This window comes from Legionellales bacterium, assembly GCA_026125385.1.
In the GTDB taxonomy this organism is placed as follows: domain Bacteria; phylum Pseudomonadota; class Gammaproteobacteria; order JAHCLG01; family JAHCLG01; genus JAHCLG01.
Map to the genome: position 1 here is coordinate 109,616 of JAHCLG010000003.1, position 13,167 is coordinate 122,782.

Consider the following 13,167-nt stretch of genomic DNA (forward strand, 5'->3'; position numbering starts at 1 on the left):
GATAGATTATAACCCTTTTGCACTGTATTGACAATAAGCTCTGTTAATTTCCACCCCCAGCATTTATACCCCCTCCTTCCAATGCTACCTACAAAATCGTTTGTATCCTTATGTTATCGATTTACTCTCCAGCGAAGCATTAGTCATCACATCTGATGGGATGTGGTATCAGCAAAAACCTCTGCTAAGTCATGGGATTGCCGTAACGTTCGATGAATGACAATAGGCGGACAATCAGGTCAAAAATACAGTGTTTGTCCACTAACTTACTAAAAAATCTCTCTTTTTTTTGTAAGCTGCTGCAATTTTGCTGTCAAAGTTCGATTTGCCTGCTATATTTATAACACAATGGATTGAGTTAGCTATGTTACTGTTTTAGCGGCAATATTCTCACTCAAACCCGTACCTATCCAATCTTTAGGGGGCAGCGAATGCTGTAAAAGCCATGATTAAATCCGAATTAATCACTGCGATCGCCAGCAAATTAACCCAGGTACCAGAAAAGGACGTGGGGGATGCGGTCAATTACATTATCGAATTGATGAGCGAATCCTTAGGCAATGGCACGCGGATTGAAATTCGCGGCTTTGGCAGTTTTTGTTTACACTATCGCCCACCTCGCAACGCGCATAATCCGAAAACAGGCGAAAAAGTGGTGACCGCCTCTAAATACAGTCCACACTTTAAGCCCGGGAAAGAATTACGCGAATGGGTGAATAATAATCGTCATTTACCGATTAAAGACGCCACTCACGAAGAGGGTGATGAAGATTAGTGGCTTATTCGTTATTTATTTTACCATGCTGATTGCCGAAATTGGGGATAAAACCCAACTGGCAACGATGTTATTTGCTACCGAACATCAATACCCACCTTGGCTCATCTTTTTAGTTTGCTCAGCCGCTTTAATCACCTCGACTGCAATTGCCGTATTAGTTGGCAATCTGGCATCGCGCTATCTAACTATGGTACCTCTTAAATTAATCGCCGGCGTTGCGTTTATTTTAATTGGGGTGTGGATGGTCGTTGAATATTGGCGATGATCTCAGCTCTATTTTAAAGCCTATCCATAATCTTACCCGACCCTCCCCAGAAAAATCCCTTTGGTCATTTGACAACAAAGATGCAATAGCCTATTTGTTGTCGTATAATTAATCGATAAACCTTGACAACAAATCTGCGATAACGCATTTGTTGTCAGTGGGCTGAGTGACTATCTAATCTAAATAGTATGGGGTAACCAATGACAAGCTTTATTGGACGAGCTAAAGAATTAAAAGAATTGGATAACTTGCTGGAAAAGCCAACTGCAAGTCTTGTGATACTTCAAGGTCGCAGACGCATTGGGAAAAGTCGTTTGATTGAAGAATTCGCTAAAGACAAACTATTTTATGTGCTTTCAGGTATCCCGCCCACCGCAGAAACGACTAAACAATCTGAGCTTAATGAATTTGCTAGGCAATTGCACATTCAAACAGGATTACCAGAAATAATTGCAGATGACTGGAGTAAGTTATTTCTATTACTCTCAGAAAAAACTAAACAAGGCAGAGTCATTATTCTTTTTGATGAAATTTCGTGGATGGGATCGAAAGATCCAGATTTTTTAGGCAAACTTAAAAATGCTTGGGATTTATACTTTAAAAAAAATCCAAAATTAATATTAATCTTGTGCGGATCGGTCTCATCCTGGATCGAAAAAAACATTGTCAGAAGTACTGGCTTCATGGGGCGACCCTCCATGTACATGACATTGGAAGAATTACCGCTTAACGAATGTAATAAATTTTGGAATAAACAGGATAAAAATGTATCAGCATTTGAGAAATTTAAGATTTTTACCGTGACTGGTGGAGTACCTCGTTATTTAGAATTATTAAATCCAAAAATTTCTGCAGAAGAAAATATAAAACGCCTGTGCTTTTCAAAAAATGCACCTCTTATAAATGAATTTGAGCATATTTTTTCCGATATTTTTTCTAAGCGTAGTGAAATATATAAAAATATTGTAAAGCAATTAGTAAAAGGACCAGCTACGGCAGATGAGTTAGCCGAAAATGTGGGATTAGTTCGAACAGGAACGTTTGATGATTATTTAAATGATTTAGTATTAGCTGGATTTATTGCCAGAGATTATACGTGGCATCTTAAGACAGGCAAAACTTCAAAATTAAGTGAATATAGATTGAAAGATAATTATGTGCGCTTTTATTTAAAATATATATTACCCAATAAAACAAAAATTGAAAAAGATAGATACAAAGATGTTGCGTTAGTTTTATTACCTGGCTGGGAAGTGATATTAGGGCTTCAATTTGAAAATTTAGTGTTAAATAACCATGCAGCCATTATTCAACTATTAGGTATTAAACCCGAAGAAGTTGTTGCGGATAATCCATTTTTCCAAAGACCCACTGCACGACAAAAAGGCTGTCAAATTGATTATCTGATCCAAACTAAATTTGACACAGTCTATATTTGCGAAATTAAATTCTCAAAGCGACCTATAGGAATGAATGTGGTCTCTGATATGAAAGAAAAAATTTCTCGCTTAAAAATTCCACGTCATGTTTCGTGTCGTCCGGTGTTAATTCACGTCAATGGCGTCACAGACGAATTATTAGATGCCGATTATTTTTCTAATATCATCGATTTCGGTGAATTACTGCGCTCTTAGAGCCTGTTCAAAGGCTCCTATTTTAGACATAAACGGCCAATTTTCTGTGCTAGAGCGCATTTGCTTACTTTTAAGTACGTGGCAACGTCACCCCTTGTTGACCTTGATATTTTCCACCCCGATCTTTATACGATATTTCACACACTTCATCAGATTCAAAAAATAACATTTGCGCCACACCTTCGTTAGCATAAATTTTTGCGGGTAGCGGTGTGGTATTGGAAAATTCTAAGGTCACATGCCCTTCCCATTCGGGTTCGAGTGGCGTAACGTTAACAATAATTCCGCAGCGCGCGTAAGTCGATTTGCCTAAACACACAGTTAAAATATTGCGAGGAATACGAAAATATTCCACCGTTCTTGCCAACACAAACGAATTCGGTGGAATAATACAGGTATCCGCTTCAATCGACACAAAACTGCCATCTGAAAAATTTTTCGGATCGATAATCGCGGAATTAATATTGGTAAATACTTTAAATTCGCGTGCGCAACGCACATCATAACCATAACTTGACGTTCCATATGACACAATTTTATTACCATCCACATGGCGAACTTGTTCAGCAGCAAACGGTTCAATCATACCGAATTCTTGGGCTTGATAACGTATCCAACGATCCGCTTTAATGCTCATGTTTTTGATCCTTCTTGGAGTTAGGGTTAATCACAATTTCAGGAAATTTATGTGCGTAAGTTTTAGGTTGTAAACTTAACGTAACTGCCGTTTGTAATGCAAGGTTTTGATATAATTTTCCCGTGGCTGACTCGGGCTCTAATGCCATGGTGGGTGTGCCATTATCGGCTAATTCACGAATACGCCGCTCTAATGGAATTTTTCCTAATAAAGGTAATTTAAATTCATTGGCAATATGAGCACCACCTTCTTCACCAAAAATCGCATCGACATTCCCACACTGAGAACACACATGACCACTCATATTCTCCACCACACCAAGGATATTCACCTTTACTTTGGCAAACATATTAATCGCTTTGCGCACATCTAAGAGTGCGATATCTTGAGGCGTGGTAACAATCACACTGCCAGCCACCGGAATTTTTTGCGCAAGAGTCAATTGAATATCGCCCGTGCCAGGAGGTAAATCGAGAATTAGATAATCTAAATCTTGCCACTGTGTATCGCTTATCATTTGCATTAACGCACCGGTCACCATCGGACCGCGCCAAATCATAGCGGTATCGCGTTCCACCAAATAGCCCACCGACATCGTTTGCAAACCGTGACTAACGATAGGCTCCATGTGTTTACCATCTTGACTGTAAGGATGACGATGAGCACCTAACATATGTGGTTGATTGGGGCCGTAAATATCGGCATCGAGCAATCCTACTTTCGCGCCTAAATATTGCAATGCCAATGCTAAATTCACACTCACAGTGGATTTACCGACGCCTCCTTTTCCCGACGCGACCGCAATAATATTTTTCACGCCAGCTAATGGTTTTAAACCCGCTTGGACTTGGTGAGGAATAATCGCTTGTTTGATATGAATAGTGAGATTCGGTTGTTGAAGCGCGTTTTTAATTGCGTTTGCTAACTCCTTTAACTGGGAAAGCACAGGAAAACCAAATTCTAATTCAATACGATTGCCGCTAATAGATTTAATAGCGCGCAACTCGCGCAAGGTATGGTTTAAGCCCAAAGGCTTAATCGTTTCTAAGGTCGTTGATAATTCATTCATAAGTGTCGTGCAAAGGAGTGAGGGATTAAAATGGGGCTAAGTTTAGCATGATGAGTGAGACTGCTCAATAAAGCATTGTTTACCAGCATGAGCCTGGCTTATTTAAGCTCTGTGTATATTCATTATATTTAACTTCAAACTCGGGTGGCGTCGCTCTTGTTAGGCAGTAGTGAATTTTGCTTTGTGCATTTTCTTTTAACCATTTCATTTCCAACAATATCGCCAAGGTGCGTTTTCCAGTATAGCCTTTATCTTTCCCTAGACAATGTTGAACTAAATTCTCATACGACAATGTATTTTTCTTCCAAAAATTAAAATAACTGGCAAATGGATTACGACTTTGATTTATTTTTTGAGAATATTTATCCCAAAACTGATCGAGTTGCGTGCGCTGAATATTTAAATTTCCGGCCTGCTCTTCTCTGACTAAACTTGCATGCAACGCTTCAGAAGAGGTGTGAGTTTCTTTAAATGCGCTATTTATTGGCGCAGTTGCGTTTAAAAAGTTTTCGTAATTTAGTTGATCGGGTGATAGTAGATTATAATAACAATACATTCTTATGGCTGAAGAATAATGAATATCTTGCATTTTGATACCAAAAGAAATAATGAGATCCAATATTTTTGCAATTGTCGAAATTTTTTCAGCCTCTGAGTTTGTGGCTTTTATCCCAACTGCTTCAGTGATAAGTTTTTTAAAAAGACTGAAAATATAGTAACTATATTTATAACGATGAGCACCATACATCAAAGCGCAGTTAAAATATTTCGATTGCTTATCTAAAAAAATTCTTAAGCTAACGTCATTACCCGCTGTATAGAGTTCAAAATGAAGGCCTGGCAAATTTGGAATAGTAAAGTGTGTGCATTTAAGTGGAATAGCAGCATTCTGAGCCATATTCATTATGATATTGACGACATTTTTATCCTGCTCACAAGTCGTTTTAGTATTATTATTTAATTTAATTAAAAATTGAATTGGTTGATTTTGTGTTTTGGCCATCATCATTCTCTAAAATAATTGCGATTTTATCGCTGCTTTATTGCAAAATAAATCTTTTTTGCTTAACATAATTTTAATATTTCAAGTTTCTTACTTTGACAATCGAATCTATAATCTTTTTCTGCAATGCGTATTCATTTTTAAATTCAATTGGTGCATCTTTAGTGGTGATGTAATTTTCATTAATGTCTTTTTCTAACCATTTTATCTCAAACAAAACGGACAAGGTGCGTTCGCCGCTATATCCTGCTTCTTGGTTGAGTCCTAAACAGTGGCGAGTAAGTGCTTGAAAGGATAACGAGCGCGATCCGCTCCAAAAACTGAAATATTTCATGAAGGGAATTTTTAATTTTTCTTGGTATTTTCGATAGAAGCAAGCAAGAGTATTAGCATCTAAATCTTGTGAACTTTCATCTGTAACAGAATTAAACGGATTGGTCACATTATTAACAACTACCTTTTGCAATTGTCCCGGTAAAAAAATATTCGTATTATCGAAAGGATTAGCCACACTTCCTTTTTGACTAGATCGTATCACAGAAAAATCAAGAATGTTTTTTTCTGCTATTAAGTCTGCAAGCTCTGGTTTACAAGTTTTAAGTATTGATTTTAAATATTTAGCCTGTTTTGAAGAAAAGGACTGTTTTTTCAAGCTTGCATTATCAGTGCAATTATTTATCCTATCGACTATTTCTTGATCCAGATTATCCGATGTTGATATAAAATCTTTCAGTATAACAAATTGTTCATCTGTAAAATTTTCAAATGAGCAAATGTTATCATAAGAATTAATCCAATTTGAGTAGAAATCTCCATTGTTATTTACATATTCACCTAAAGCATAAGCATTTGCTAATAGTGTTGATACAGCCGTTACGCAATTATAGTTCAACAAAGAATATTTTTTTGCAATAATCTCTTCTGCTGAATCCATTAAATCACGAAATTGCGCTTTAGACACTGGTGTTTCATTGTTAAGTATCACTTTCAAGGCCACATGTGGCCAAAAGGAATGAAGTTCAAATTCAATATTATCTAAATTAGGAAGAGAAAAACGAGTGCAACGATGGGGAAATAGATAGTAAAAACGGCACGCGAGAACAGCAACATCGATTTCATCACTGTTGGAAGTTAGATTGTAATGCAATCCACCAAAATTCAATAAAAACTGTTGTGCTTGTGTTCCATTTCTGTGCATAATAAAGTACCAATACCTTGATTTTCTTTATACTTTTCCAATGAGCCAAGATTACAGTGGCTGCATAATTCCCTCAATACCCTTTTTTCGTAGTGACATACAAAAACCATCATACTGCGATAACTTCCTATTTTCAACAGATAACGGTATAGTGAGCGACCAAAATTTCCTGTGGAGAATGGTGTGAAACAACGTAAAATTCTGGTGACCAGTGCCTTAATTTATGCCAATGGCGATGTTCATTTAGGGCATATTTTGGAAGCCATTCAAACGGATATCTGGGCGCGTTTTCAACGCCTGCGCGGGCATGAATGTTATTACGTCAGTGGCGACGATGCGCATGGCACACCCGTGATGTTGCGTGCCGAGCGCGAAAATAAAACACCGGAAGAATTTATCGATGCCGTGAAATCACAACATCAACTCGACTTTCACGATTTTTTAATCAGCGTCGATCATTACGGCACCACCCATTGTCAGGAAAACCGCGAATTAGCCACAATCATTTATCAACGTTTAGCGCAAAAAGGCGATATTTCCCGACGCACCATTGAACAAGCCTACGACAGTCAAAAAAATATGTTTCTACCCGATCGATTTGTGAAAGGTGAATGTCCGCGTTGTGGTGCTGGCGATCAATATGGCGATGCCTGCGAAAGTTGCGGTGCTACCTATTCGCCGACAGAGTTAAAAAATCCAATTTCAGTGGTCTCAAATACCACTCCTATTCGCAAACAGTCTGAACATTTATTTTTTGAATTACCCAATTATACCGCCATGTTAACTAAGTGGATGCAAGGAGATGCCTTACAAGAACAAGTCCGCAATAAACTCGCCGAATGGTTTAGCAGTGGTTTGGAAGCATGGGATATTTCACGCGATGCGCCTTATTTTGGCTTTGAAATTCCAGGTGAAGCACATAAATATTTTTATGTGTGGATGGACGCACCTGTTGGCTACATGGCGAGTTTTCAACACTTGTGTGAACAACGGTCATTAAATTTTACCGAATACTGGGATAACAATAGCACGACCGAATTATACCATTTTGTTGGCAAAGACATTGTGTATTTTCATGCGTTATTTTGGCCTGCGATGTTGCAGGGTAGCGATTTCCGTTTACCCACAGCCATTTTTACTCATGGTTTTCTCACGGTGGATGGGCAAAAAATGTCGAAATCTCGCGGCACATTTATTAATGCGCGTCATTATTTAAATCATTTAAATCCTGAATATTTACGTTATTATTTTGCCGCCAAATTAAATTCACAACTCAGTGACATTGATTTAAATTTAGAAGATTTCAAATTGCGTATTAATAGCGATTTAGTCGGTAAAGTAGTGAATATTGCCAGCCGTTGTGCTGGATTTATTCATAAAAATAATCAGGGAAAATTAAGTGCTGAGCTTATTCATCCACAATTGTTTAACGAATTAGTCAGCGCCAGTGAAGAAATTGCTGATGCTTATGAAACCCGCGAATATTCGCGGGCAGTAAAAATGATTATGGAATTAGCCGATAAAACCAATCAATACATTGACGAACAAAAACCCTGGGCATTGAATAAGCAAGAAGGCCAACACCAATTGGTGCAAGCAATTTGCACGCAAGGGTTAAATTTATTTCGACTATTAATGATTTATTTAAAACCCATTTTACCGCGCATGGCAGAGCAATCAGAGCAATTTTTAAATTGCGATCCTTTAACGTGGGCTAATTTAGCCACTCCCTTGCTCGATCATACCATTAATCCATTTTCACCACTCATGCAGCGCATTACCGATGATCAATTAAATGCATTAATTTCGCCAACATGAAAAAAAATATTAGCAGTGATGACATTGAAAATTTACTACCGCAAACACAATGCGGATTATGCGATTATGCTGGTTGCAAACCCTATGCGCGTGCGCTAGAAAAAGGTGAAGCCAATATCGATCGCTGCTTGCCTGGAGGGGTTGAAACCTTAAAAAATCTTGGAGAGTTATTAGCGATTGATCCCGCACCGTTTATTGATTCGATGCGCGAGCGCGAAAAGAAACCCATGATTGCAGTAATTAAAGAAGACGAGTGTATCGGCTGCACCAAGTGTATTCAAGCGTGTCCAGTGGATGCAATTTTTGGCAGCAGTAAACGCATGCATAGTATTATTCCAACAGAATGTACCGGTTGTGCGTTGTGTGTTGAACCTTGTCCTATGGATTGTATTGTTATGCAACCGATTACAGAATCCACAATACCTGAAAAAACGGCGAGAGCTAACCTCGCAAAATCACGTTATCAAGCTCACCAACAACGCCTAGCTCTCACCGAAACTCACACTATTTCGCAACCTACTAAAATTCAACAGCGCCAAGATTATATTGCCAAAGCGTTGGCGCGGGTTAAATCCAAAAAAGACTTATCCTCATGAACAAAGCAAAAATAAAAAAAATATTTGAACGCTTTCAACAAGATAATCCACACCCGACAACCGAATTAATTTATCACTCTCCTTTTGAATTATTAATTGCGGTTATTCTCTCTGCGCAAGCAACTGATAAGAGTGTCAATAAGGCAACAGAAAAATTATTTGCTGTTGCAAATACTCCAGAAAAAATACTCGCATTGGGTTTAAATTCATTAAAAAACTATATTAAAACCATTGGGCTTTATAATAGTAAAGCCAACAATATTATTAAAACGTGCGAAATATTAATTCAACAACATCATTCGCAAGTGCCGAATCTGCGTGAAGCATTGGAAAAATTGCCAGGCGTTGGTCGCAAAACGGCGAATGTTATTTTAAATACGGCCTTTCATCAACCCACCATTGCGGTAGATACCCATATTTTTCGTGTGGCAAATCGCACTCAACTTGCCCCGGGTAAAACAGTACGCGATGTTGAAAATGAATTAATAAAAATTATTCCCGCTGAATTTAAACAGGATGCGCACCATTGGTTAATTCTGCATGGACGCTATACTTGCACCGCCCGCAAGCCACATTGTGATAGTTGTACTATTAAAAATCTGTGTGAATATGAAGAAAAAAATATGTTGTAATAACTTGAGAAAGAGTATAATCGCCACCACGATTATTTTAAGGGATATCATAAACACATATGTTTAGCAAATTACGCCGCATTGTTATTGGCCCACCTCGTAATCCACTCAGTCCAGCCACGCGTGAACATGTCGCGTTAATTGCCCTCTTCGCCTGGATTGGTTTAGGTGCTGATGGTTTATCTTCCTCATGTTATGGTCCAGAAGAATCTTTTTTAGCGTTAGGGGCGCATCAACATTTAGGGCTCTATTTAGCCATCGCCACTGCACTCACCGTGTTTATTATTGCATTATCTTATAACCAAGTGATCGAATTATTTCCCAATGGTGGTGGCGGCTATAAAGTTGCTACTAAATTATTAAATCCCTCTCTTGGACTCTTATCGGGCGCAGCTTTAATTGTCGATTATGTTTTAACCATTGCCATTTCCGTTGCCAGCGGGGTCGATGCCTTTTTTAGTTTATTACCGCTTGGTTTTCAAGATTATAAACTAGAAATCGAAACTGTTATTATTATTGCCTTAATTATTTTAAATTTACGCGGCATGAAAGAATCCATTAAAATCTTAATGCCGATATTTATAGGTTTTGTGGTTATTCATGCTTTTTTAATTGTGTATGGTATTTTTTCTCACGGCGATCATTTAGGGATTATGTTAAACAAAACTGTGGCAGAAACCAAAACTGTAGGTCATTTTATGGGTTGGGGTTTTGTGATCGTCTTTTTATTACGAGCGTATTCATTGGGAGGCGGCACCTACACTGGTATTGAAGCCGTTTCCAATAATGTTAACACACTCGCAGAACCGCGAGTGCGCACGGGAAAATGGACCATGTTTTACATGGCATTATCCTTAAGTTTTACCGCAGCCGGAATTACCTTGCTGTATTTATTATGGGAAGTGCATGCTGTTCCTGGAAAAACATTAAATGCGGTAGCCTTTGAATCGATTTTAGCTCACTGGCAATATGGGCACGCCATATTAATTACCGCACTTGCCCTAGAGGCCGGTATGTTGTTTGTTGCAGCGAATACGGGATTTTTAGGCGGCCCTGCGGTGCTGGCAAATATGGCCTTGGATTCTTGGGTGCCAAATCGTTTTCGCAATTTATCCAATCGTTTAGTCACTCAAAATGGCATTATTTTATTTGGTATTGCCGCACTGTTTATTTTATTTTGGAGTCATGGTCACGTCAGTTATTTAATTGTGTTATACAGCATCGATGTATTTTTAACGTTTACCATTTCATTAGTTGGTCTGACTAAACATTGGATTTTAAAACGTCCGAAACACTGTAATTGGAAATTACGATTAGCATTTTCCAGTACCGGAATGATTATATGCGCGAGTATTTTATTAATAACGACGTTCACTAAATTTTTTGAAGGCGGTTGGTTTTGTATTGTGATCACGGGAGGTGTTGTCGCGCTATGTATGTTAATTAAACGTTATTATCGCAGTACCGAAGAATTATTAAAAGCAGCCGACCAAATTCTTGATCAAGACATTAAAATTCCGCAAGGTTCACAGCCAGAATTAGAAAAGGAAGCTCCTACTGCGGTCTTTTTTATTAATAAAAGTCGTGGTGCTGCCATGCACACTATTTTATGGGCACAACGTTTATTCCCCAATCATTTTAAAAATTATGTATTTGTTCGCGTTGGCGTGGTCGATGTGGGAAGTTTTAATCGCGAGCAGGTGATTAATTCCATGCAACGTGAAGTCGAAGACGATTTAACCTATTGTATGAATTTCGCTCACAGCCAAGGCATTGCCGCCAAATGTTATCGTGATTATGGAATTGATCCGGTGCAAAAGCTAACGGACTTATCGATTCGAATTAATAAAGAATTTCCTAATAGTGTATTTTTCGCCTGTCAGTTATTATTTAGTAATGATAATTGGTTACGCCGCATTTTACACAACGATACTGCCACTAATTTGCAACGACGCTTACATTTAGAAGGCATGCAAATGGTGATTTTGCCGATGAAATTATCGTGAGAAAATAAAGTTATGTTAAGTTATGAACGTCATCAATTACGCCAATTTTATTTTCAAACTTGGCAAAAATTTAAAAATCAGCAACCACTTGAACCGTTGGAACGTGAAATTGTGGCGGTGATCCAAGAACATGCTGAATATATTCCTTTTATCGAGAAATTAATTTACGATCCCGATCAAGATTTCCCTCCTGAATTTGGCCAAACCAATCCTTTTTTGCATTTATCCTTGCATTTAAGCTTACGCGAACAAATTCACACCAATCGTCCACGCGGCATTTATGAGATATTTTTAACCTTATCGAAAAAATCAGCCGATCAACATCAAGTCGAACATCAAATGCTGGAAGTCTTAGCAGAAAATTTATGGCAAGCCCAACGCGATCAACAATTACCCGATGAAGAATCGTATTTAAAACAGTTGCGGGAGTTGTAATTGTAGCCTGGAACGCAGCGAAGCGGAGATCCAGGATTTAACCCAATTAATCCTCGATCTCTAATCCCACGAACAAACTATATTAAATTTAAAATTTATTTTTTTATATTACTTATCCTGGATCTCCGCTTCGCTGCGTTCCAGGCTACGTCAGGCTCCGTTCCAGGCTACGTCAGGCTTCGCTCTAACTTATTTTATAACGCTCGATGCTGTTGATAATTTCTTGATGAGCGGCTTCGACTCCTTGCCAACCTTCGACTTTTACCCATTTGTTGGGTTCTAAATCTTTGTAATGTTCAAAGAAATGTTCGATGGTTTCGAGTTGTGAGACCGGTAAATCTTGCGGTGCTTTCACATGTTCGTAATCGCGCGATAATTTACTGATGGGAACTGCTAAAATTTTGGTATCAATACCTGCTTCATCCGTCATTTTTAACATGCCAATCGGGCGCGCCTTAATCACGCTGCAACTCACTAACGGATGCGGGGTGATGACTAACACATCCACCGGATCGCCGTCTTCCGATAAGGTATGCGGGATATAACCATAATTACACGGATAGCGCATGGCGGTGGTTAAAAAGCGATCGACAAACATTGCACCCGATTCTTTATCGATTTCGTATTTGACGGGTTCGCCGCGAGCGGGAATTTCAATTACCACGTTCACTTGTTGAGGAGCGTTTTCTCCTGCACTGATCATTTTTAAACTCATGCTCAAGTTCCTTATTGAATTTGTTGAAATTGTTCAAACGCTCGCAAGGCTTCAAGCGCGTACATTAAAGAAGGACCACCGCCCATATAAATTGCCATGGCTAGGGTTTCCATGAAAGCTTTTTCATCAATTTGCATTTGCACAAGCTTTTGCACGTGAAAACCAATACAACCGTCGCAACGCGCCGCCACAGCAATGCCTAGCGCAATTAATTCTTTGGTTTTTTTATCGAGCGCACCGTCTTTCGTCGCCCCCGTCATTAGACTATTAAAACCGGTTAAGGTTTCGGGAATTTGCTTTTGCAATTTCGTTAACAGTCCCATCAGTTCTTTGGTTAACTGCGGATAATCTTTAGCCATTCTCTATACTCCCAATTCAAAT

14 protein-coding genes are annotated in these 13,167 nt (G+C 38.6%); 8 read left to right on the forward strand and 6 right to left on the reverse strand.

The features are described from left to right. Positions 1–445 precede the first annotated feature (445 nt). The 3 genes from KIT27_02210 (at position 446) to KIT27_02220 (ending at position 2,677) form a co-directional block, all read left to right on the forward strand. Positions 446–775 (forward strand): integration host factor subunit beta, encoded by a 330-nt coding sequence (locus KIT27_02210; GenBank protein MCW5588456.1) that lies wholly within the window; start codon positions 446–448, stop codon positions 773–775. Then, positions 765–1,043 carry a TMEM165/GDT1 family protein gene (locus KIT27_02215; GenBank protein MCW5588457.1) on the forward strand — a complete coding sequence of 93 codons (279 nt, stop codon included), beginning with the start codon at positions 765–767 and terminating at the stop codon, positions 1,041–1,043. Before KIT27_02210 ends, KIT27_02215 begins: the two co-directional genes overlap by 11 nt. 200 nt (positions 1,044–1,243) lie before the next feature. Next, on the forward strand, positions 1,244–2,677 hold the full coding sequence (locus tag KIT27_02220; protein ID MCW5588458.1) for an AAA family ATPase: 1,434 nt from the start codon (positions 1,244–1,246) through the stop codon (positions 2,675–2,677). A 70-nt stretch (positions 2,678–2,747) separates the two neighbouring features. Here KIT27_02220 and KIT27_02225 read toward each other — a convergent pair whose 3' ends face one another. The 4 genes from KIT27_02225 to KIT27_02240 form a co-directional block, all read right to left on the reverse strand. Continuing rightward, positions 2,748–3,314: a dCTP deaminase gene (locus KIT27_02225; GenBank protein ID MCW5588459.1), complete on the reverse strand. Its 567-nt coding sequence runs from the start codon at positions 3,312–3,314 to the stop codon at positions 2,748–2,750. Further along, positions 3,304–4,383: an iron-sulfur cluster carrier protein ApbC gene (gene apbC / locus KIT27_02230; protein MCW5588460.1), complete on the reverse strand. Its 1,080-nt coding sequence runs from the start codon at positions 4,381–4,383 to the stop codon at positions 3,304–3,306. Before apbC ends, KIT27_02225 begins: the two co-directional genes overlap by 11 nt. Positions 4,384–4,462: 79 nt before the next feature. Next, positions 4,463–5,392: a hypothetical protein gene (locus KIT27_02235; GenBank protein ID MCW5588461.1), complete on the reverse strand. Its 930-nt coding sequence runs from the start codon at positions 5,390–5,392 to the stop codon at positions 4,463–4,465. Positions 5,393–5,459: 67 nt separating this feature from the next. Next, positions 5,460–6,584: a hypothetical protein gene (locus KIT27_02240; GenBank protein MCW5588462.1), complete on the reverse strand. Its 1,125-nt coding sequence runs from the start codon at positions 6,582–6,584 to the stop codon at positions 5,460–5,462. 198 nt (positions 6,585–6,782) lie between these two features. Here KIT27_02240 and metG point away from each other — a divergent pair, with 198 nt between their 5' ends. From metG to KIT27_02265, 5 genes are read left to right on the forward strand one after another with little or no spacing between them, the layout of a single operon-like run. After that, positions 6,783–8,402 carry a methionine--tRNA ligase gene (gene metG / locus KIT27_02245; GenBank protein MCW5588463.1) on the forward strand — a complete coding sequence of 540 codons (1,620 nt, stop codon included), beginning with the start codon at positions 6,783–6,785 and terminating at the stop codon, positions 8,400–8,402. Continuing rightward, positions 8,399–8,998 carry an RnfABCDGE type electron transport complex subunit B gene (locus KIT27_02250; protein ID MCW5588464.1) on the forward strand — a complete coding sequence of 200 codons (600 nt, stop codon included), beginning with the start codon at positions 8,399–8,401 and terminating at the stop codon, positions 8,996–8,998. The genes metG and KIT27_02250 overlap by 4 nt, the downstream gene beginning before the upstream one ends. Continuing rightward, positions 8,995–9,630 carry an endonuclease III gene (nth, locus tag KIT27_02255; protein MCW5588465.1) on the forward strand — a complete coding sequence of 212 codons (636 nt, stop codon included), beginning with the start codon at positions 8,995–8,997 and terminating at the stop codon, positions 9,628–9,630. Before KIT27_02250 ends, nth begins: the two co-directional genes overlap by 4 nt. Positions 9,631–9,689: 59 nt before the next feature. Continuing rightward, entirely contained in the window at positions 9,690–11,636 is a 1,947-nt protein-coding gene (locus tag KIT27_02260) for an APC family permease (protein ID MCW5588466.1), read from the forward strand. A gap of 12 nt (positions 11,637–11,648) precedes the next feature. After that, positions 11,649–12,071: a DUF1841 family protein gene (locus KIT27_02265; GenBank protein MCW5588467.1), complete on the forward strand. Its 423-nt coding sequence runs from the start codon at positions 11,649–11,651 to the stop codon at positions 12,069–12,071. Between the two features lie 184 nt (positions 12,072–12,255). On the opposite strand, the gene ppa is transcribed toward KIT27_02265, so the two are convergent. Both ppa and KIT27_02275 read right to left on the reverse strand, forming a co-directional pair. Next, positions 12,256–12,786 (reverse strand): inorganic diphosphatase, encoded by a 531-nt coding sequence (gene ppa, locus KIT27_02270; protein ID MCW5588468.1) that lies wholly within the window; start codon positions 12,784–12,786, stop codon positions 12,256–12,258. A gap of 11 nt (positions 12,787–12,797) precedes the next feature. After that, positions 12,798–13,145 (reverse strand): carboxymuconolactone decarboxylase family protein, encoded by a 348-nt coding sequence (locus KIT27_02275; protein ID MCW5588469.1) that lies wholly within the window; start codon positions 13,143–13,145, stop codon positions 12,798–12,800. Positions 13,146–13,167: the final 22 nt, after the last annotated feature.

Bases quoted from the DNA above. Each gene is read 5' to 3' on its own strand.
- KIT27_02260 (MCW5588466.1), top strand. From the start codon at position 9,690: ATGTTTAGCAAATTACGCCGCATTGTTATTGGCCCACCTCGTAATCCA.
- KIT27_02235 (MCW5588461.1), bottom strand. From the start codon at position 5,392: ATGATGATGGCCAAAACACAAAATCAACCAATTCAATTTTTAATTAAA.
- ppa (MCW5588468.1), bottom strand. From the start codon at position 12,786: ATGAGTTTAAAAATGATCAGTGCAGGAGAAAACGCTCCTCAACAAGTG.
- nth (MCW5588465.1), top strand. From the start codon at position 8,995: ATGAACAAAGCAAAAATAAAAAAAATATTTGAACGCTTTCAACAAGAT.
- KIT27_02215 (MCW5588457.1), top strand. From the start codon at position 765: ATGAAGATTAGTGGCTTATTCGTTATTTATTTTACCATGCTGATTGCC.
- KIT27_02265 (MCW5588467.1), top strand. From the start codon at position 11,649: ATGTTAAGTTATGAACGTCATCAATTACGCCAATTTTATTTTCAAACT.
- apbC (MCW5588460.1), bottom strand. From the start codon at position 4,383: ATGAATGAATTATCAACGACCTTAGAAACGATTAAGCCTTTGGGCTTA.
- KIT27_02275 (MCW5588469.1), bottom strand. From the start codon at position 13,145: ATGGCTAAAGATTATCCGCAGTTAACCAAAGAACTGATGGGACTGTTA.
- KIT27_02225 (MCW5588459.1), bottom strand. From the start codon at position 3,314: ATGAGCATTAAAGCGGATCGTTGGATACGTTATCAAGCCCAAGAATTC.
- KIT27_02210 (MCW5588456.1), top strand. From the start codon at position 446: ATGATTAAATCCGAATTAATCACTGCGATCGCCAGCAAATTAACCCAG.
- KIT27_02240 (MCW5588462.1), bottom strand. From the start codon at position 6,584: ATGCACAGAAATGGAACACAAGCACAACAGTTTTTATTGAATTTTGGT.
- KIT27_02220 (MCW5588458.1), top strand. From the start codon at position 1,244: ATGACAAGCTTTATTGGACGAGCTAAAGAATTAAAAGAATTGGATAAC.
- KIT27_02250 (MCW5588464.1), top strand. From the start codon at position 8,399: ATGAAAAAAAATATTAGCAGTGATGACATTGAAAATTTACTACCGCAA.